Source organism: Paraburkholderia sp. CHISQ3 (assembly GCF_030464945.1).
Taxonomy (GTDB): Bacteria; Pseudomonadota; Gammaproteobacteria; order Burkholderiales; family Burkholderiaceae; genus Paraburkholderia; species Paraburkholderia megapolitana.
The window spans coordinates 506601-528845 of record NZ_JALPRG010000003.1 but is presented as its reverse complement, the minus strand read 5'-3'; the positions used below and the strand labels follow the sequence as shown (position 1 = coordinate 528845).

Genomic DNA, 22245 nt, shown 5'->3' with positions numbered 1-22245 from the left:
ATCCACCTCTTGAGAATGGGCTGGTTAATTCAAGAATGATTGCGATTATCACAGCTCGATAGAAATGGTCCGTAACATTTGCCATCAAATTGACTCTGGAGTGAAGTTCTGAAAATTACGCACACGTCGAATTCCAGCTACTTTCCTTGCTGGTGGCGGCGCTTGTCCATACAGGGTTTGTCTTTCTTTCATTTTGAAATTTATCAACCCGCAACGATTACCGCCACTGGACACTGATTAAAATCGAAGTGCCAAAATGTTCCGATTCATTGCTATTAAAAATTCATAATCCCTTTCCAAATCTCACCTAGAGTAATTCAGCGGTTGGCCAGGTATCCGGCCGCCGCGCTACAGGCAACAGAATTCCCATTTATCTTCGTTTAAGGACATTCACATGAAATCCAGCAAGCGCAAGATCTGTCAGGTTCTGGCTCTTACTATTTCGAGTATTGGGGCGTCGGCCGCGATGGCTGCAGGTCCAAACGTGCAAGGTGGCGGTTCGTCGCTCGTTGCACCGACGATTGGCGCCATCGGCAAGACAGGCACCGAAATCGGCCTGTTCGGTACCAGCGAAGCGTCATTCACGTACTTCTCGGTCGGCTCCGGCGCCGGCCAGAACGCGTTCCTCAGCAATGCGCCGTCGTTCTTCGGTACAACCGTCACGGGTACGGTCGACTTCGCGAACAGCGATGCTGCACTTACGACGGCACAAGTCACGAACTATAACAACAGCGCTCTCGGCGCCGCCGACGGTCCGGTGATCGAGATTCCGTACATCGTCACGGCGATCACGATTCCGGTAATCAACGCGCCGGCTGTCACGAGTACGACCACGCCGCAAACGACGCCGGGCCAGACGCACAGCATTTCGCTGAATGACAATGACCTGTGCGGGATCTTCTCGGGCAAGATCACGAACTGGGACGCTGTCATCAACCCCCAAACCGGCTCTGTGTACACCACGACGCCCAAATCGATTACCGTCGTCTATCGGGCTGACAGCAGTGGCACGAGCGAACTCCTGACGCGCCATCTGCACGCGGTCTGCACGACGGCGAACACGGCCACTGGCGTCACGTTCGTCGATTCACTGACGTTCGCCAACACGACCGCGTTCCCGTCGGGCGTGCCGTCAAACTTCGTCGGTGCAACGGGTAGCAGCGGGGTCCGCACGGCTCTGCTCACGCTGCAAAGCTCGTCAGGCGCCCCAGCCGCTGCTGCCTACCTGAGCCCGGACTATGCGAACACGTTCCTCGCACCGTCAAGCTCGACTGCATCGCCAGCGCTTGCTGTGGCCAGCCTGTTTAACTCGAGGAACAGCACGTACTACGCGCCGACGGCAGCCAACGCGACGACCGCGCTGGGCTCGATCGCTCCGCCGTCCACCGCGACTGCCGCCGCTGATCCGACCCAGTGGGTACCGGTCTCCGGCACGGCTTACACAAACCTCGCCAACCCAGCCTCCGGCTACCCGGTTTCGGGTACGAGCCAGATCATCGTCAGCCAGTGCTACAAGAGTTCGACCGTTTCGAAGCCTATTGTCGACTTCCTGACCGACCACTACACGAGCGCCAGCTTCGCGTCGATCGTGCATGGCAATGGCTTCAACACCGTCCCGTCGAACTTCCAGACGGCAATCGTCGCGAACTTCCTGAGCAACACGAGCGGCAATCTTCTCGACATCGGTGATTCGCAACTCTGTGGTCCTGTGTACAGCGGCCGTTAATTTGTCGCGATCGTAAACAACGCACGTAGGTATCGCTGCGGCCCGGAAGTTCGGGTCGCGGCTTCGAGCCGTCTCCCCCAAGGCTTCAGCATCCATTGCATATCAGAAGTTCTGCGATATTTCTTCAGGCGGCCTGCGAATTCAATTCGTGCATTTTTCATTCGACCACGTGAATATTCAGATATAAAGATCTTCGCCGATGGTATTCACCCGGTGTTGTTCATTCAATCCTGGCTATTGGGAGTAAGCAAGCCGGCTGCGGGGCGGTAATGTTTTTGGCATATGACAGAAATGGTTCGTAGCATTTGCCATCAAATTGCCGCACAAATGGAGGTCGGATCGTACCAGGCGCGACGCTTCCCGATGGCGACCTTTCCACTGTCGGTACTGGCGCGGCGCTCCAGCGCAGGTTGACGCGCCGCCCTCAATTCACACCGATATCGTTTTCGTACATCGATCATCGTTTCAGTGCACGAACTTAAATCAAATCACAAAAAATGTTCCGTAGCATTCGATACGAAAACTTCATAATTTCTTTCCAATTCTCACCTAAAGTAATCCGGCGGCCAAACCAGCATCCGGTCGCAGCTACAGGTAACAGATTTCCCTTTTATCTTCGTTTAAGGACATTCTAATGAAATCCAGCAAGCGCAAGATCTGCCAGGTCCTGGCTCTCGCCATTTCGAGCATCAGCGCATCGGCCGCGATGGCTGCCGGTCCCCTCGTGCAAGGCGGCGGTTCGTCGCTCGTCGCACCGACGCTCGGCAACATCAGCAGCACGTCCACCGAAATCGGCCTGTTCGGCACCAGCGAAGCAACGTTCACGTACTACTCGGTCGGCTCGGGCGCCGGTCAGAATGCATTCCTGAGCAACGCACCGTCGTTCTTCGGTACGGGCGTCACGGGCACGGTCGACTTCGCGAACAGCGATGCTGCGCTGACCACAGCACAGGTCACGAACTATAACAACAGCACTCTCGGCACCACCGACGGTCCGGTGATCGAGATTCCGTACATCGTCACGGCAATCACGATTCCGCTGATCAACGCGCCGGCTGTCACCAGCACGGCCACGCCGCAAACGACCCCGGGCCAGGCCCACAGCATCTCGCTGAATGACAATGATCTGTGCGGCATCTTCTCCGGCAAGATCAAGGATTGGAATGCCGTCATCAATCCCGAAACCGGCTCTGCCTACAGCACGACTAGCAAGCCGATTACGGTGGTCTACCGCGCTGACAGCAGCGGCACGAGCGAACTCCTGACGCGCCATCTGGCAAATACAAACGTCTGCAACTCGACGAACACAGCCACCGGTGTCACGTTCGTCGATTCACTGACGTTCGCCAACACGACCGCATTCCCGTCGGGCGTGCCGTCAAACTTCGTGGGCGCAACGGGTAGTGGTGGTGTCCGCACGGCTCTGCTCGCGCTGCAAAGCTCGTCAGGTGCCCCGGCCGCTGCTGCCTACCTGAGCCCGGACTATGCGAACACGTTCCTCGCACCGTCGAGCTCGACTGCATCGCCGGCGCTTGCTGTAGCCAGCCTGTTTAACTCGAAGAACAGCACGTACTACGCGCCGACGGCGGCAAACGCGACGACTGCGCTTGGCTCGATCGCTCCGCCGTCGACCGCTGCTGCTGCTGCCGATCCGACCCAGTGGGTACCAGTCTCCGGCACGGCTTACGCGAGCCTCGCCAACCCGGCATCCGGCTACCCGGTTTCGGGTACGAGCCAGATCATCGTCAGCCAGTGCTACGCCAGCTCAGCTGTTTCGAAGGCCGTGGTCGACTTCCTGACCGACCACTACACGAGCGCCAGCTTTGCATCGATCGTGCAGGGCAACGGCTTCAACACCGTCCCGTCGAACTTCCAGACGGCAATCGTCGCGAACTTCCTGAGCAACACGAGCGGCAACTCGCTCGATATCGGCGACTCGCAACTCTGCGGTACTGCGAACCTCTACCCCGGCCGTTAATCTGTCTCAACCGCAGACAGCACAAATCTGTATCGCCGCGCCCCGGAAGATCGGGGCGCGGTTTTTTTTGAGCGACTGTTTTCATTCAAGGAAATTCTAATGAAATCCAGCAAGCGCTAAATCTGTCAGGTCCTGGCTCTCACCATCTCGACTATCGGCGCATCGGCTGCGACGGCCGCAGGGCCTCTCGTGCAAGGCGGCGGTTCGTCGATCGTTGCACCGATGCTCGGCAACATCAGCAGCACGACCACCGAAATCGGTCTGTTCGGCACCAGCGAAGCAACGTTCACTATTACTCGGTTGACTCCGGCGCTGGCCAGAACGCGTTCGTGAGCAACACGCCGTCGTTCTTCCATCCGTGTAACTCGAAGAACAGCACGTACTACGCGCCGACGGCAGGGAACGCGACGACCGCGCTGGGCTCGATCGCTCCGCCGTCCACCGCGACTGCCGTTGCCGATCCGACCCAGTGGGTGCCGGTCTCTGGCGCTGCTTATACGAGCCTCGCCAATCCTGCGTCCGGTTACCCTGTTTCGGGGACGAGTCAGATCATCCTCAGCCAATGCTATGCCAACCCGGATGTTTCAAAGGCCGTTTTGGATTTCCTGACCGACCACTATACAAACGCCAGCTTCGCATCAATCGTACGGGGCAACGGCTTCAACACCGTTTCATCGAGCTTCCAGACGGCGATCGTCGAGAACTTCCTGAGCAACACGAGCAATGACGCCCTCGACATCGATGATTCGCAACTCTGTGGTGTTGCGGGTGGCTTCGCTGGCCGCTGATCTCCCTCGATCATTGGCGACGCACATCTATATCGCCGCGACCCGCAGGATCAGGTCGCGGTTTTTTGATCAGATCTTACCCAGCCGCTCACGCTCGCTGCTGCTCAAAACGGCTTGCCGGTTCGGCGCAACCTGACCGAAACCCAGGATGGACACCGCACTGGACGAATCGTAGCCAACCTGCTCACGCTTGCGTTTCTTTGCGTTGTCGTCGTTCGAGTCACCAAAACCCTCTACCTGCACGGAGATCGTCCACCGCCGCTGTCCGACGCCCGATGCGCTGTTCTTCACGATGTCCTGTGCCATCTGGCTCGCTGCCGACGCCGCCGAACTCGCCGCTGTCAACGCGCCGGTGTTCACTGCCTGCACCACTGGTATGCCTGTCGACGCGCCCTGGACCTGAATGTTGTCGACGTTCGCCACATGCAACGCGGCCACATTGAGGTTGCCCGATACGCGAATGCCGGCGTCGCCTGCATCCACGGTGCCGCGCGGTGCTATCAGATTCGCGTTACCCGGCGGTGTACCCGGCACCGACTGCAGTGTCGCGATGCCAGCACCTGTCACTTCCCCTCGCGCATCCACTGTGCAGTAGTGGTTTGCATCGCACACGTACTGCGGTGCCGGCGTATCGGCGGACGTCTTGGCACCCTTCCCTGCGTTGATGTCACCGTTTGAACTCCAGATCGTCAGGTTGCCGCCCTGTTCGGTAAAGATCCGGCTCTGTGCGAGCTGCACGCTCTGGTCGGTAAAGATGTTGATGTTGCCCTGCTCGAGCGTCAGGATACCCATCGAACTGGGGCCGGCTATAACCTTGCCGGTGTTGTCCACAACCTGCGGCGGCGCTGTGGTGCTACCCACGAGTGCTTCGCCACCCGGCCCGAGAATCGAGATGTTGCCGCCCTGCTGCGTCTGAATCGTCGTGCTGCGCATGTCGAGGTTGCCGGTGCTGACCGGTTTGTTCGCGCCATTGCTACCCCCGCTCAGGTTGTTCGCCGTGTAGCCGAGCGAAGCAGGGAACAGTGTGTTGATTGCGTCGTACCCGCGAGCATATTGCTGGTAGTACTTGCTGGCCTGGTTGTTGTAGTCCTCGCCGACCTGCGTCAATACGCTGAACAACACCTGTTCCGCAAAGAGCTGCTGCACATATTGTGGCAACGCCTTGAACTTCGACCATGCGTCGGCCGCCGTGAGCGGCTGGACGGTCGGCTGACTGTTGGTAAGGCCCGTGTCGACCGTCTGGCCGGCCTCGTACTGCTGCATGAATGTGATCAGTGCGTTCGTCGCACTCGGCACACCGGTAACCGAACTAGCGGGATCGACGTACGTCGAGACAAACGCCGCGACGTCGACACCGGGCCCCACGCCGAACAGCACATTGATGTCCGCACTCTCGTGCGGCAGGTTGGGATTATTCGCGTTACCGACTGCGTCTATACCCGATGGAGCACCGCTGGCCTGAGCAGCGGTTGTCAGCGGACCGATGTTCCTGCCAGCCTCGATATCGAAGGTACCGGGACCGCCAAGGATCAGTGCGGGCGTGACGACTTCGGTGCCGGTAGCGGTATCAAACGTGGCGTCGTAGATATCGCGCCCCGCCACGATACGCGTAATGTCCGACTGGCGTAGATTCTGTCCCTGGAATGCCAGATTGACGATGTCCTGTCCTGCTTGAATCAACGCCGGCTTGTCGATAGCAAGGGTTACATAATCTTTGTAGAGACCTGCACGACCACCACCCGCCTCCAGGATCCCGTTAGTGATGCTGCCGTTCAGGCTGTAAATGCGTACTGGCGTCGTGTCGTCGGCATGTAGCGCGCTCGCGTCATGGGCGGCCAAAGTTTTCTCAGTAGCAAGGGGAACACCGGCTTGGGGACTGGTCGGCGACGGCATTGCCGAAGGATCCTCATCGAGCATTCCGAATACCGGCAGTGCGCCGCTGCCTGACCCCGTGCTGTTGGCGAGTCCGTTGAGACTCGAGAAATCGATCGATTGACCCGCGATCAGGTTCAGGTTACCGGATGCCGAAGGATAGAGTTCGCCACTGGCGTCTATGCTGATCCCGCCCGTGAACGCCGTCACATTGACCGTTGCGGGCAAGATAAACGAAAGATCGCCGGTCCCCGGCGTTGTGCCGGTAGCGCCCCCACCGATCAGGCTGATCGCGCCTAGCGACCCGAGCACCACTTCGCCGGTCGTCGATGAAACGTTCACTGCGGATGTCTGCGAATACCCTTGCCCATCAGCATACTGGTGGTAGACAAGTAACAGCGGGTTACTTTGCACATACGACGGATCGAACACGCCACCAATGTTTGCACCCTGACGCGCATTGACATTCAGCACGCCGTCCTGCGTCGCCAGCAACGTAGCGACCACGACCGGTGGTCCCACCTGCGGCGATGGCACACTGAAGTCCGAGCCGATCTGGCCACCTGCCGTAATCGTTCCAGTTCCCCTCGCAACGAAGTAGTCGCCGCTCAGGATATCGCCGCCTGCCCGCACAGTCAGGTTGCCGCCGCCCACTGTTACCGGTTTGCCGTTACCGTCCAGGTACCACGTAGTCGGCAACGAGGCCGCCAGATCGGAAATTTTGGCGCCAGCGCTGATCGACACGTTGCCGCCAACGCTCATGATTCCCTGGTCGAACGCCCCAAAGTCGATCGACGAACGGCTCAACGGCACAAACGAATTTCCGTTGTTGATAGTCGGCGTCGCCGTGATCTCCATCCACTGCCACCAGAACTGGCTTGTATTGGCTCCCACCTGACCGGTCTGAGCCCCAGTGGTGTCCGTCGTGTATTCGAGACCTGTGATGTCTCTCTGTGCCTGCACTGTCACGTCACCCGCCGAATCCGGATTGACGCTCGGCGTAACAAGTATATCGGTGTGCCCCGATCCGCCGCTCACAATCGCGGTAGCCAGTCCCAGACTTTGCGTCGGTGCACCACCGGCATAGATGACGCCTGGTACGATCGCATCCGTCGCACTGCTGTCGATGCTTTTGTCGTACAGCGAGATGTCAACGGCCGAGGCGACATCGATGGACCCTGTGCCCGTACGGATCGTCACAGGCTGAACGAGGGTCTGTCCGTTGGAGTCGATATACGAGGTGTGACCACTGAGCGTAACGCTGCCCGCGGGGCCTGAAGCCGCATCGGTATTGCTGAAGGTCGCAACCGGCTCGAGTGCCAACGGATTGGCACTGTCAAGGTCCGCGCCGGACACGATACGGTATGACGAACTCTGCCCCCCCAGTAGTGCCGCATAAGCGATGGGTAAGGGGTTGTTCGCAGTCGCGACATTGGCTGCGGCATTACCCGGTAGTGTGCCGATGTTGACCGTGCCTGTGTCCGGTATCGAAACCGGCACGATCGGTGCGTAGGAGAGGTTGACTGAGTTTCTCGGTGCGCGTGCACTTTTCACACCAAGCTTTCCCAGATACGTCTGCTGGTACGCGGAGATGTAGCTGGCGTACTCGGACAAGTAAGCGGCCGCCTCTTTGGCGGCTTTTTCAGCGTCATTGGTGGGTAGCGGAGCCGCAGGAGGCGTTATTGGCGTCGGCGTGCCGAATAGCGTCACCGTTGCCAGGTTATAGCCGAAAATGTAGGTCGAATAGGCGCTGAGATAAGCGGAGTACGTGGGGTACGACGCAACGTCCGACGCATCGGGCGCAGGTTTGACCGACGGCGTTGGAGGCAGAAGGAGCCCGAGTCTGGACGGAGATTTCCAGCTCTCTACATCCTGTTGCCACGCGCCAGCATAAGAAGCATACGCCGTGTAGTAGCCTGCAACCTGGCCTTTCAGCGGGGCACTCAACACCGAGTCCGGATCGAGCGACGCTAGTGTAGTCGTGTTGTTGTTGGTAAGAATCAGGGTAATCTGCGTGGGATCGTCGAGCGCAACGAGTTGTTCGAACTGCTGCTCGGCCGCTGCATACGTCCCCGTGGCCGCGCCGGTGCCCGTCGCCCCTAGAATCGTCGCAACCTGATTCTGGAAAAACCCGTCTGTAATGCTCGCGTACGCGACGAAGTTGTTCGCCGCACGGAACGTCAGTGTGGGAGCTATCGTGTTCTGATAGCGAAAATCTGGCGTGATCGTTCCACTATTGTTCGCCGATCCAGCACCGAGATTCCAGTTCGACAGCACGGAGATATTGCCGCTGTTGATCGACATGGACGGATTGTCGAGCTCGATCCCCGGTACGACATTCAAGTTCGCTACCTGTGCGCCGACGAACTGATTTGCAACGCTGCTCACGCCTTTTTGCACGAATCCCATCAGGGTTCCGGGTGGTGTAACCGTCGTGGTGTTTCCGTTGCTGTCTGTCGTGGTCACCGACGCAAGGTATCCGTAGAACGCAGTGTGGTCTGCATTGGGCGTAGTCGCGGCGAAATAGTCGCCGGTCAGCCCCGCGAAACCATCGGCGGAGATCCCGTTCTTGAGCTGGCTCTCCGTCACTGCTGCGGAAACACCGGTGGTGGTGTTCGTCAATGTCCCGCCACCGTCAGCAGCCCCATTTGGCGTGTAGGTAAATTTCGTCGATGTGGTACCAGGAACCGTAAAGGTCCCAGCAAGCAGATGGCCGCTGTCGTCATACCAGCCCGCCGGATCGATAGACGCGTCGAAGTGCTGTGCACCGCTCGTCGCGTCGGTCGTGCTCCAGACTGCATACGCTTCGACCGTGGTCGCACGTGAACCTTTTATGCCGTCCTCCGTCTTCGTCGGAGGAGTCAACATCACGTTGACGGTTCCGTCCTTCAGCAGTGGCGCCCGGAAATTTACAGTACCGTCCAGCGGTCCGCCCGTTGTACCGCCCGACACGTCGATCGTCGCACTCCCCCCCAACAGAATCTTGCCTGAGTTCTCTATGCCGACATTTTCGTAACCATACGTGGCGTTATACGAACTACCGGGCGCGCTCGGGTCGAAAACCGCGCTTGTCCCGATGTCGACCTTGCCGCCCCGTTGGCTCGTATTCGTCGCTCTTGCGAGTAGTTTGCCTTCTACGTCCACGCCGCTGCGACCATACAGATCGATCTCGCCGCCTGCTGCGCCCGACGCGTCGACGATGCCCAGAATGTTGACGTTGCCGTTGGCCGTGTCCGATGCGTTGCCCGCACCGCCATCGGCTGTCAGCGACACTGTCTGTGCCGTCAACGTATTACCCGGCGACAGCGTCAGATTGCCCGACTTCGTATGCACGGTGACCGACTGGTTCACGCCACTCGACGCAAGCGTCTGCGCGAGGCTATCCAGATTCGCCGCGCCGCCGGTATTGAGCGAGAACGAGCCACCCGCATTGCCGCTCGCCGCTCCGCCCTTGAGTGCGCCGTTCAGGTTCACCACTTGTTGCGGCGCTGACAGCGTCAGGCTACCCGCTGCTCCGCCACCGGATGCGCCCGAAAAATTCAGTGTCGAGCCCGCCTGCACGTCGACCGAACCTGCATCCGCAGTCAACGTGATCGCACCAGCCGGTGCGTACTGCGTCGTGTCGAAGAACTGCTTCGAAACACCCACCGAACTCACCGTCGCCCCACTGCCGATCGTCAGATTCCCGGTCGTCGCTTCCATGCTCACGTTGCCGGCCGGCGCGTCAATCGTCGCACCGTTATCGGCAATCGTGCCGCCGATAAAGCTCCACGCCCCGCCCACCGGCGAGCGGGCGAGCGCCGTGCCTGCTACGTTGTTCAAGCTTAGCAGACCCGTTGTCTTCACCGTTGATGCCGAACTCGTATCGGCGAGGTACAGCGGTGCGTTGAGCGTAACCGGCAGCGCACCGAAGTCGAACGTGCCGGTGTTCTGCCCGACGATGCCACCCGTCGCATTCATCGTCACCGAGCCGAACCCGCTCAGATTCTTGTTGCCTGTGCCAAAGTCGATTTCCTTGCCATTGACCGTCAACGTGCCTGTGCCAGGCGTTGTGGTTGCTGACGTCGCACCGGTCTCGTTCGTGAACGCGATCTGTTGCGCGTTGAGCACCGCAGTGCCGCCGCTACTTGCAAATGTGCCCGCGCTCAGATCGACGCTGTTACCGAACGTCGCATTTACATTGCCGATAAAGTTGATCGCGCCCGCGCTGCGCAGGATGACCTGTTGCGCGCTCGCCAGTTGCGCAACCCCCGCGGCATCGAGCACGAAACCCGGCAGATTCACTGCCGCCGCGCCCGTGTCGCCAGTGAAGGTGATCGCTGAGCCATCCACCGTAATGGCCTTCGCAGACAGCACCGCCGTCGGGTCCACCGTCAGGTTGCCCGACGAATCGAGCGTCAACGCCTGGCCGCCTGTCAGCGTTGCGCCGGCACCCACAGTAAGCAACCCGGTACCGCTTGTGCCGGTACGAGTCACTGTCATCATCGCGCCGTTCGATACGCGCAACAGTGCGCCGTCTCCCGCTATCGCGATAGGCTCGTCCTTTGCCGCCGGGTAGCTGCCGCTTGCCGTGATCGTTGCGCCAGAATCGACTTGCAGGCCGTTGGTCGCGTTCGGGTCTGTGTTGCCCTGAACCGTTTTCGTCACCAGCAGGATTTCAGGTCCGGTCAGTGCGCTGCTCGCGTTGTTGGATACCACCACGCTGTCGGCAATCGGGGCAATCGTGATGCCGCTAGTCGTTGCCGTGCGTGTGCCACCGATCAACAAGCTGCCTGCGTTCAGCGAATCGAGATCGCTCGCACCAATCTGCAGATAACCAGGCAGCGCCGCGCTGCCGTTACCGGTAATCTGGATGTCCTGCGACGCGATATCGACCTCGGCCGGTGCGCCGCCTGCGCCTGCCGTCGTGTTCAGCGTTGCGCCGAGCGTCAGTGCCTTCGTCGCCGCGAGCACGAGTTGCCCGCCGTCTACCGGTAATGGTGGCGCCACGTTGCCGCTAGTCGCTGCGAGTGCCGGGAAGAAGCTGTTGGCACTGGTCAGCGTGTAGGTCGAATACTGTTGCCAGACTTTCGACGACTGCACGTTGAACAGTGTTGGTGTCGCACTGCGGCTACCCGTGAGCGCATTCGCAAAGTAGCCCGAAGTCACTACCGTACCGTCGGCTAGCACCTGAGTCGCGCCCGGAGCCGTGGTGCCCGTCGTGCCCGATACCGTCACGCGATATGCGTCGGGCAATGTTGCGTACTTCCCAGGCAGCAGCGTGTAGTAGCCTGCAGCCAGCCCCGGCACGCCCGACAGATACACCGACTGCCCAATCGCACCGCCGGTGCCAGCCTGGCCGATGCCGAGACTCGTGGTCTGCGTACCGACCGTGGCGTTCGCGCTGTTCGACGGTTGCAGCGTCTGCGCAAACATCGGGTCGTACGCCGCGACCGGCGACTGCGCGCCCGGCAGGATCGCATAGACGTTCGTCGCACCCACGTTCACCGGTACCGCCACACCTGCCGCATTGCTTGCGTAGCTCACGTTGTACTGCGACAGCACATCGCGCGTGCCCCCGGTGCCCGGTACCCACTCGGCCGCCTGCAGATCGCCGCCTCCGGACAGGTCGATCGTCGCGCCCTTGTTGAGTGCAACGCTGCTGCCGTTCACGCCGATGTACTTCGACGGCGGCGCGGTTACGTCGGGAAGCGTAGTACCCGCCACCGGGTTGAACTGCCACTCGACACCGTCGACCGTCGTGCCATACGGAATGATGGTATTGCCGTTCGATACCGACGTGACGCTGCCGTCAGCGAACGTTACCGAACTGGTCGCGACGAGCGGTAGCCCATTGAACTGTGTCTGCGTAGCGGCATTGCCTGGATCACCGACACCGAACACCAGTGTGCCCGACGGTGCACGCACCGTACCGCCTTGCGTGATAGTCGATGCATCGACGAGCAGCGTCCCGCCCGCCGACAGCGGCACGCCGGATGTCCCGTTCGAAGCGAACGTGATCGTGGTCGGCGTCGGATTTCCCGTGGTCGGGTCTGTCGGACCAACTGCGGAGAGGATGAACGTGCTGCCAGTCGACGGATACAGGTCTGCGGCCCGGAACGTCAGGTTGCCTGGCGTGTAAAGCTCGCCGGACTGCAGCGCGATGGCGCTGCTGCCGGGACTGGTTGAACTCAGGCGGATATCGCCGCTACTCGTGAAATTCGTTTGCTCGAAGTTGTTTATCTGGATCTGGTTCTCGAGGTCGATGAACGATGCGTTCACGTTCAGTGTCGCGTCCGACGCCGCGGCAACGGTGCCAAGCTTTGCCACATCGGTCTGCGTGGGTGCGACGACTGCCACATACGGTGCATCGATGGTTACCGTCGAGCCGATCGTAATGGGCGGCGGAGCAGACTGCCCGCTAGTCTGCGACGGCGCTTCACGGCTCATCAGTGTGCTGATTGTCGGAATCGAGTAATTGCCCTTGCTGCCTTCGCCTTTCGTCAACGACTGAAGCTCACCGCTGCTGAGTGCGACGATCTGGTTTGCGTAGATCTGCACTGCCTTCGACACCACGACGTTGACGTCGCCCGCAAAGGCGACCGGCACAGGCGTAAGCGATGTACTGTCGCCCAGCACCAGCGTTCCGATACCGGAACCGGTCAGGCGGTCCGCCGCAAACTGGAGCACGCCGGTCGGTTGGAGGACGTCTTGGGATATCTTGGGAACGGTGTTATATACCCCAGCCGCCGCCAGAATGCTCTGCCCAGGAGCAAGTCCCGCCGGCACGAAGTTTCCACTCTGCTGCAGTACGATCGACGTTGCGCCCGGTAAAGAATAAGGAAGCTGCGTTCCATCAGGCAGGAATGGCGACGTCGCGCCGCTCACCGGAAGCAGGGTCAGCGTGCCTCCTTGCGCACCACTTGCCCCGGGCTGGGCGCTCAGGGTGCCGTCGAAGAACAATCCACTAGAGGCAGCCAGCGTAATGGAGCCCGCGTCGCTCCATACGGGCTGCGACGCATACGTACCGTTGGCCTGTGCCTGATCGAAGCTTGTCGACGCACCAGACACGTTGATCTTCGAACCCGCCTGGGCAACGATATACCCGGCGTCGTCGGCGATTGTCACCGATCCGCCCCGCAGCACCTTACCGGTATCGGGTATAAAAGTTGTCGATCCGCTTTTGACCGGTGCGGCGAGCGGATTGGTCAGTGCGATACCGGAAACATCGAGCACCGCATTCGGACCGAGCCATACGGACTTGCTCGAACTGGTATAGCCGGCGTTAATCGTGACCTGGCCTGGGACGGTGTAGCGGGCACCGGTTGCCCCCTCCGCGCTCAGCATGATCGAGCCGCCCGGCGCAATGAGCGAGCCCAGTACCGTCACCTGTACCGGTGAACCGAGGCCGATGCTCGCGCCTGCGTCCGCCACAATCGACGCTCCCTGCCCGACGCTGACTGTTCCGACGGCGCCGTCGTTCGGCGGTGTCGCTATGCTCGTCGGTGGTGATACGCCCGCGTCATTGAAGGTGTTAACAATGTTCAGATACCCGCCCCCCGTCATCGCCAGTCCGGTGGGCTGCCGGTGATATGCATCCAACGTGCCGACACTGGTCAGGCCGGCTGTTGTCAAGTCTGCACCGCTCGCCGCCTGTTGCAACGAAACCGCATTCGGGATCAGGTTCTGCTGCGTGAGCGAGACGGTTGTACCGGGCGCGACAGTGGAGTCATATAGTGCGTTGAGCACATAGTTGCCGAAGCCCTGCTGCGCAAAAAAATCAGCCGGTAGCACCACGTCCCACACAGGCGCCGAAACCGCGTCCCCACCGATCTGGAACCCCGCCGCACCCAGCGTCAGCGTGCCACCTCCCGAGAAGCCGAAACTCCTGATCGTGCCATTCATCGACAGAAACGGATCGGATGGCAGTTGGCGAAGGTAGTTGTCGGACGTCAGGAGCGACACGCTACCGCCCTTGCCGACGGGGATGCCGTTACTCATCAGCAACTGACCGTTCGGCTGCATTTCGCCACCGCTCGACACGTCGAGCACGCTACCTGTCTGCAGATCCAGGTGCCCGCCAGCGGCCAGGCTGATACTGCCGCCGTTGACGTACTGGCTGTTGCCCGGTGTCGTGCCCGGTGCGGCGTCCACGTCGTTATTCACCCACTGGCCGGCAACATTGATCTGCCCGGTCGGCGTGACAGTGATGTTGCTACCGCTCGAAATCGTCACCTTGCCCGACGGAATCGCCAGTTCGCCGGCAATCGTCGTGCTGCTATTGCCAAAAGCAGCAGAAAGCGTCACGGAGCCGCCAGGTTGCAAGTTCAGCTTCGTGCCCTCCGCGACGACGAAACCCTTGCTGAGCGATTTGTCGCCGGTGACGTTGAGCGTCGCGAAGCCACCCGAGTTAAGCGTATCGACCGGCACCACCATCGTGGCGAGTATGTTGTCCGGATCGGTCGCCGGTAGCGCATTCAGCGCGGTCGTATTGAGTGAGGTGTCGATCGAAAAGCCCGGCGCCAGATCGTCTAGTTGCGGCGCGGTGTCCTGCAGGACCACCAGATTGAATTCGCCCGATGGCGCACCGGCAGGGCTATTTTGTGTCAGGTTGATCAGCGTCCCGGCTGCCAGCTTCGGATCGGAACCCAGGTTGAAGGTCCCGCCCGTCGGCAGACTATTGCCCTGCGTCTGCTTCGAACCACCAAACGCCTCGGCCGTAATGGTGCCGTCGAGCACCAGCGACTGCGTCGCGTACAGATCCAGCGTCCCCGCGTTGCCGCCAACGATGTAATCCGGCTCGTAAACACCGCCTGTCGTGAGTGGGTTGTACCAGGTCTTCGTGACTTGCCAGCGCGGATGGTTCTCTACGAACTCGCCCGCAACCCCGACATACGTGTCGTATGGGCTCGCCTGACCGATCGGCACGATCGCGCCATTCGCATCGACGAGACGCGTCGTGTTGACCATCCCGCCGTCGTAATGGACGTATCCGCCATTGAGGTTCATCGTCGAACCGCTAGCGGTCATCACCTCGTTGCCAGACAGTATGATCGTGCCGCCATTGACCAGTAGCTGGTCGACCGTGCGCGGAATCAGGCTCACGTATCCCGACAGGTTCAGGATCGGGCTGCCGACCCACTGCAAACCGTTGCTGTTCGTACCGGTGAGCGTACTGTCGACCACGACGTTCTTCAGGCCGAATAAAAAGCCGCTGCGCAGCAGCGGCGAATCGGCAAGCTCGTTCTGACCGATGAGCGGAATCGTAACCAGCGTTTGCGCGATAGGCAGTTCGGTGTTCGCGATGCCGGACACATCGATGATCGCCCCATCGTCCACGTAGATGCGCCCGGGCACCGCAGTCTGTCCTACGGGGGTCGTATAGCCGGCCAACGACTGTGTCAACGCGTTAACGGACACAGTCGAGCCCGGCGCCTCGATAAGCGACCCGCCCTGGAACCAGACGGAGGCCGCCGTCATCGTGATGCCACCGGGTGTGAAAACCGTTCCCGGTGTCGAAGTCGCCGTCTGGCCGTCGTCGTCGGGCATCACGGCGGTCACGGAGCCGGGTCCGAAGGTCAGGAGACCGGCACGGTGCGCATTGATCGCAACACCTGGTCCGTTCCCTACCACGGTCGTGAAACCTGGGTAGGTCTGCTGCAGCGGATTATTCGAGTCGTACTCGTCGACAGTCGAGATATTGATGGTGCCCGGCGCATTGACGCTCGTCGTCACGCCCACCACGCCGTTCTGCTCCACGCGACTGCCCAACAGGTTCACCGTGCCGCGTGCGGCCTGGACAATACCGGTATTGGTCAGCGTACCCGCAGGGGTAATGTCGACGTTCGAACCATTCTGTACGCTGATAACCTGTCCGCTCAGTTCGGGCAACAGCACCTGCGGATTGTTCGTCGCACCTTTATTCGGTGTGACACTCACGCCGACACCCGCAGCCAGCACAACCTGACCGGCCGTGGCAGTAATGCTGCCGCCGTTGGTCACGTTGGGTGCCGCGACCATCACAAAGCCACCGTCGCTGGCGTTACCGTTCGTGTGAGTGGTAATCGACGCGCCCGGTTGGATCGTGATATCGCCGGGTGCCTGATACGGACCTAGTGGTTTGGCTTGGGCACCGAGACCCAGGATCTCATTCGGCACATTAGGCGCCGACGGTATGTTGTTCGAACTCCCCGCCTCTGGATTAGCGAGCCCCCCCGACGCCCCTGGCAGCACATTCAAAAACAACTGGTTGCTGGTAGCAATACCGGCTGCGCTCTGCGGTCCCGGCTCGTTATTCATATCCAGCAGACTGAGCGACGACGCCACCAGCGAATGCACGTTGATCTGCGAGCCCGCGCCGAACAGAATCCCGTTGCGGTTGATCACATAGACTGCGCCTTGCGCCGTCATGTTGCCGAGAATCTGGCTGGGCCTGCCGCTCGGATCGTTGATGCGGTTGAGCACGGCCCAGTTATTCGCACCGTTGGTTTGCGTACCGGCCGACTGGTCGAAGTTGAGCGTCGTCTGCCGGCCGACGTTCATCGTCTGCCATGTCAGCACCGCGTTCTGGGCGGTCTGTTGAACGTTCACATTGACATGGCCGTTGCTCGCGACGGTCTGCGTAGGCCCATATGCGTTGATCCACAGCAGCGGCTTGGTAGGGTCTGTGTTCTGACTCACCAGGTTACCGCCCTGATTCTCAAACGTAATCCCCGGTGCCACCTGCAACCCACCCGGCGTTAACCCGTTCGGCACATTTGACGCCGTCGCCGCAGCTGCGGCCGCAGCACTCTGTTGCGCGGCAATCTGCGAGGCAATCGCCTGCGCCGCAGTACCCAGATTACGAATCGACGGCTGACTAGCCTGCAGCGCCTGCTGCGGCGAAACACCGAGGTTCGGCACACCAACGCCGGCACCACCTGCGCCGCCCGAAATGCTACGCGCCGTAGCCTGCCCGAGATTCACGATCCCGGCCGCGTGCGCCTGTGCCGTAAACCCCACCGCGAGTATCCAGGCAACCGCGCGGCACAACGGCCGCAGGTCCGATCTCAGGACAGACTGCGAACCATGGGGATCTTGTTGTCGTACTGCGCGCGCGCGTGCTGCCATTCTCCACCCCGAAGCCTTAGAAGTTGGCGGCCCCGCCGTTCGCGCCTGACATGGCGCTCACGCGGAGCCGCGAATACTGCTTACCCGCGATTTCCCTGATTCCCGATTACCGGCCGCCGGTGCGATCTGTGACGGCCTATCTGAATCAGAAGAAAATACGCACCGCCGATGGCAGTGCGATGGCGGGTGCTACGGACCATTCCCGCCGCCCGAAAAGGTCCGTATCTTTTTTGACAGAATCCACTGGTTCATGCGGGATACCCGTGCGTCTGCGCCGTGTCGATCAACGCGTCTCGCACTCGCCCGATCACGTCCGGCCAGTCGCCCGGTCGTGTCTGCCGGAACAATCGCGCACCGGGATACCACGGGCTGTCTTCACGCTCGAGCAGCCAGCGCCAGTCCGGCGCACGCGGTAGCAGCACCCACACTGGCCGGCCGGTCGCGCCGGCTAGATGCACCACTGACGTGTCCACCGAAATCACCAGATCGAGCGTCTCGACGAGCGCGGCGGTGTCCGCGAAATCGGCGAGCGCGTCGCCGAAGCTCACCACCCCGCTCGCAGCTAGCGCCTCCCGATCGCGCTCCCGCACCTGCGGCTGCAGACACACAAACGTCGCATCAAGTGCGAGCAACGGCGCCAGCGCGGCAAACGGCAGCGAGCGGTTCTCGTCGTTGTTGTGCCGCGGATTGCCCGACCATGCGAGCCCGACTTTCAGCCGTCGCGGCTCTGCAATAGCTTCTACACGCTGCACCCATATTTCGCGCCGCTCTGCATCCGCAAGTAGATACGGCGTTTCCGCCGGCACCGTGTCGAGCGTCGTACGAAAGGCAAGCGGCAGGCTCATCAACGGACATTGCAGATCGAAAGCTGGCGTCGAATCCGCTTCGCTGACGATCCGGCTCACGCCATGCAACGAACCGAGCAGTGGCGCAAGCCCCGCGGGTACTTCGAGAATCACTGTCGCACCTTGCGCTTGCACTAGGCTCGCGTAGCGGCAAAACTGCAGCGTGTCGCCGTAACCCTGCTCTGCGTGGAGCAGCACGGTCTTGCCGGCTACGGGCTCTGCGCCGAGCCACAACGGGCGATCGGCGTGACGGCGATTCAGCAGTACATCGGTGGCGTTCCAGCGCGCTTCGTGCTGCTTCCAGCCCTTCTCGAAGTCGCCCATCAACAGCCGGCAGTACGCTTCCGAGCGACGTGCCGCGCCATGATGTGGATCGCGCTCGCAAGCACGCTCGTAGTCGACCAACGCGGCCTCGTGCTCGCCCAGTTGCTGCAGCGCGACCGCGCGTGTGTAGATGCCGTGCGCGGTTTCTGCCGGCGAGCGCGCAGCTTCGGCGTGACTCGCTAACGCCTCGTCATAGCGTCCGAGTTGCTGAAGCGTAACCGCGCGGTTGTACAGCAACTCGGGATTCACACCTGCAACTGAAAGTGCGTGCTCGTAATGTTCGAGCGCCTCTTCGAAGCGGCCGAGCGAGCGCAATGCGGCCGCGCAGTTGCGCGAAGCATCGACGTGCTCGGGGGTGTGCGTCAGCGCTTCGCTGTAGGCTTGCGCCGCTTCCGCGTGGCGATCCAGTCCGAGCAATGCATTGCCTCGCGCGACCCATGCGGCTGTGCTATTGCGATCGAGTGCGAGCAACCGGTCGGCGCGTTGCAGCAGTTCTTCGCGCAGATGAAGTTGATCGAGTGCTACGCAGCTTGCGTAGAGCAGTTTTTTGTCGTGAGGCGCGAGTTTGAGACCTTCGTCGAGCACGGCGAGCGCTTCGGTGGCGCGGCCCATTTCAGTCAACACGACGCCTGAATCGTGCAGCAATGCTGGCGTCTTTCCGCATACGACGGTAGCGAGCTGGTAGTGATGCAATGCCTCGTCACGCCGCTCGAGCGCACGCAGTGTGTGACCGCGTTCGATGTGGGTAGCGGGATCGTTCGAGTCGATCTTCAGTGCGCGGTCGAGGCTGATCAATGCATCGGCGGGACGGCCAAGCGAGCGCAGTGCAGCGCCGCGGTGGCTCCACGCTGCCGGTTGACCAGGCGCACGTTGTAACGCGGCGTCGTATGCGGCGATTGCCTCGTCGAACCGTTCAAGCCCAAGCAGCGCGTCGCCGCGCGCGGCGTTGACCGCGGGATGCACGGCGTCGAGCTTTAGCGCTGCGTCGGTCACTGCAAGCGCGTCATGATGCCGGCCCACGCCAACGAGTGCCGCCGCGTGGTTCGCGAAATTCCATGGCTGACGTAGCCCGAGATGCATCGAGCGCGCGATCAGCGGTTCCGCGCGCACTGCATCGCCCTGGCGCAGGCAAACGAGCCCACACAGATGCAGCGCTTCAATGTTGTCGGGCGCCATCGTGAGCACGCCTTCGTAGAGACGCCGTGCGCTCACGAGGTCGTTCTGTTCGAGCCGTGTGCGGGCATTGCGCAGCGCATCGTCGACGGCCGCTCGCATCGCGCCGCCGCTCGGGCCAGGTGCGAAGGGGAACGCGGTCGGTTGCGATTGGGATTGCGCGTTGGCCTGGGTGCGTACCAGCGGATCGCTCATTGCGCTTCTCCGTTTACGAGCACCGGCATCTCCGCCTTCAGCCGCTCAATGACCGGCGCCCACTTGCCAGCCTCGTTCTGCCGAAACAGCCGAGCGTTCGGATACCACGGGCTATCGTCACGCTCGAGCAACCAGCGAAAATCGGGTGTATGCGGCAACAACACAGCAAGCGGCCGACCCAACGCGCCGGCCAAGTGGGCAACCGACGTATCGACGCTCACCACGTAATCCATCAGTTCGATAAGCGCGGCTGTGTCGGCGAAGTCGCCAATCTGTGCGCTGATGTCGCGAATCGAACTTGCCGCAAGCGCAGACTGATCCTCGTCGCGCACCACTTTCTGCAGACTCACCCATTCGAACGCGTCGTCGAGCAGCGGCAACAGTTCGGTCAACGCCATCGACCGGTTGCGGTCGTTCAGATGCAGCGCGTTGCCCGACCACACGAGCCCGACACGCGGCCGCTGTGAAGGCCCGAGCCGTTCGCGCCAGCGCTCGACAGTCGCAGCGTCAGCCCGCACATACGGCACATTCGAGGGGATCGTCGCGAAGTCGGTACGGAATTCGAGCGGCAGGCTCAGCAGCGGGCAATGCAGATCGAACGGCGGCAGCGGGCCACCGCGCACGACGAGCGCATCGACACCGTCGAGTGTCGCAAGCAACCCCATCAGATCGCTCGGCACTTCGAGTATCACTTTCGCACCGAGTGCCTTCGCAAGCGGCGCATAGCGACAGAACTGCAGCGTGTCACCAAGCCCCTGCTCTGCATACAACAGCAGCGTCTTGCCTTCCAGCGACATACCATGCGTCCACCGCGGCTGCGCAAATTCGCGCCGGCTCGGATCGAGTTGTTTGTCGCGCCAGCGCCATTCGTACTCACTCCATCCCGCCTCGAAGTCACCGAGCGACAGGCACAGGAACGAACGCATGCAGTGCGCTTCCGCGTAATCGGGATCGATCTCGATAGCCTGTGCGTACGCGTCGTTCGCTTCCTCGTGACGGCGCAGCGCACGCAGCGAGTTGCCGCGATGAAAATGTGCGAGCTTGTCGCGCGGTGTGGTGGCTATCACCTTCGCGAAATCCTCAAGCGACTCGTCGTAGCGATGCGTCTCGAGAAACAGTCGACCGCGCGCAAACCATGCGGGCAGGAAATCGGGATCGAGCGCGATGGCACGCTCGCAGGCCTGCTGTGAATCGCCGTAGCGCTTGATGTACATCAACGCGCTGGCGTAATTGCAGAGCACGCCCGTGCTGTCCGGCTCCACCTCCAGCGAGCTCGCATAGCTCATCGCCGCATCGCCATTGCGACCGAGATTACGCGACGCATTCCCACGGTTCGCCAGCGCCTTCGCATGCTTCGGCTCAATCGCAAGCACCCGATCGCAACGCCCAATCGCTTCCTCGTGCCGCTCAAGCTGTTCAAGCGCGATCGAACTGTTATAGATCGCATCGATGAAACCAGGACTCGCAGCAATCGCCATGTTGAAATCGGCAAGCGCAGGTTCCGGCTCGCCGAGATCGAGAAACGTCACACCACGCAGAAACATCACTTCGACGCTGCCGGGCACAGCGGTCAGCGCATGGCTGTAACTGTCCGCGGCTTCGCGATAGCGTTCGAGTGCGCGCAACACCAGCCCACGTTCCTTCGATCCTTCGAACGTGCGTCCAGTCAGTGCAAGCAAACGGTTGCAACAAACCAGCGCTTCATCGAAGCGCGAAAGTGCACGCAACGTCTCGCTGCGTTTCAGAAGCGCCTCGACGGCACCAGGATTGATCTCAAGCACCCGGTCATACGAAGCCAGCGCCTCATCGTGACGTCCGAACTGCGCGAGCAAGCCGCCACGCTGAAAAAGCGCACGCAGATGCGTCGGATTAATCGCGAGCGCTTCATCAAGGCGCCCGAGCGCTTCATCAAGACGCCCAAGACTCGCGAGCACCGCCGCATGATTCGCAAGCGCAAGCGCAGCAGGACGTCGCTCGATCGACCGACGCATCAACGCTTCCGCGTCCTCGAGCCGACCTTGCTGAAAACGGATCGCCCCAAGCAGATGCAACGCGTCGGCATGTTCAGGATCTAGCGCAAGCAATTCGCCATACGCCTGCTCCGCTTTCCCAAGCGCACCTTCCTGATGCGCATTACGCGCCCTCAACAACAACCGATCGAGCTGCGCGGGATCGGGCTTCGGGACACCAGGCGGCCGCGTTGCAACCGGCTGTTTCGCGAGCGTCGCCTCTTCCCCGTTAAAAGTCATTCTGTAG

At 61.1% G+C, this 22245-nt stretch carries 7 protein-coding genes; 3 read left to right on the top strand and 4 right to left on the bottom strand.

All coding sequences use genetic code 11. From position 1 onward, the window contains the following. Positions 1-394 precede the first annotated feature (394 nt). Together M0D65_RS09340 and M0D65_RS09335 are read left to right on the top strand one after the other, a co-directional pair. Positions 395-1726, top strand: coding sequence for a substrate-binding domain-containing protein (locus M0D65_RS09340; RefSeq protein ID WP_266252404.1), 1332 nt, complete (start codon positions 395-397; stop codon positions 1724-1726). 634 nt (positions 1727-2360) lie between these two features. Beyond that, on the top strand, positions 2361-3704 hold the full coding sequence (locus M0D65_RS09335) for a substrate-binding domain-containing protein (RefSeq protein ID WP_266252403.1): 1344 nt from the start codon (positions 2361-2363) through the stop codon (positions 3702-3704). A gap of 125 nt (positions 3705-3829) precedes the next feature. Here M0D65_RS09335 and M0D65_RS09330 read toward each other — a convergent pair whose 3' ends face one another. Then, positions 3830-3994: a hypothetical protein gene (locus tag M0D65_RS09330; protein ID WP_266252402.1), complete on the bottom strand. Its 165-nt coding sequence runs from the start codon at positions 3992-3994 to the stop codon at positions 3830-3832. A gap of 39 nt (positions 3995-4033) precedes the next feature. Between M0D65_RS09330 and M0D65_RS09325 the strand changes: the two genes are divergently transcribed. Further along, a complete protein-coding gene (locus M0D65_RS09325; protein WP_266252401.1) occupies positions 4034-4492 on the top strand; it encodes a hypothetical protein in 459 nt (152 codons plus the stop codon). Between the two features lie 69 nt (positions 4493-4561). On the opposite strand, the gene M0D65_RS09320 is transcribed toward M0D65_RS09325, so the two are convergent. The 3 genes from M0D65_RS09320 to M0D65_RS09310 form a co-directional block, all read right to left on the bottom strand. Continuing rightward, a complete protein-coding gene (locus M0D65_RS09320; protein WP_266252519.1) occupies positions 4562-17353 on the bottom strand; it encodes a filamentous haemagglutinin family protein in 12792 nt (4263 codons plus the stop codon). 347 nt (positions 17354-17700) lie between these two features. Beyond that, a complete protein-coding gene (locus tag M0D65_RS09315; RefSeq protein WP_308076645.1) occupies positions 17701-19989 on the bottom strand; it encodes a tetratricopeptide repeat protein in 2289 nt (762 codons plus the stop codon). After that, positions 19986-22238, bottom strand: a complete 2253-nt coding sequence (locus M0D65_RS09310; RefSeq protein ID WP_266252400.1) for a tetratricopeptide repeat protein — start codon at positions 22236-22238, stop codon at positions 19986-19988. The genes M0D65_RS09315 and M0D65_RS09310 overlap by 4 nt, the downstream gene beginning before the upstream one ends. Positions 22239-22245: the final 7 nt, after the last annotated feature.

Coding starts and splice junctions, on each gene's coding strand:
- M0D65_RS09335 (WP_266252403.1), top strand. CDS start 2,361: ATGAAATCCAGCAAGCGCAAGATCTGCCAGGTCCTGGCTCTCGCCATT.
- M0D65_RS09340 (WP_266252404.1), top strand. CDS start 395: ATGAAATCCAGCAAGCGCAAGATCTGTCAGGTTCTGGCTCTTACTATT.
- M0D65_RS09310 (WP_266252400.1), bottom strand. CDS start 22,238: ATGACTTTTAACGGGGAAGAGGCGACGCTCGCGAAACAGCCGGTTGCA.
- M0D65_RS09315 (WP_308076645.1), bottom strand. CDS start 19,989: ATGAGCGATCCGCTGGTACGCACCCAGGCCAACGCGCAATCCCAATCG.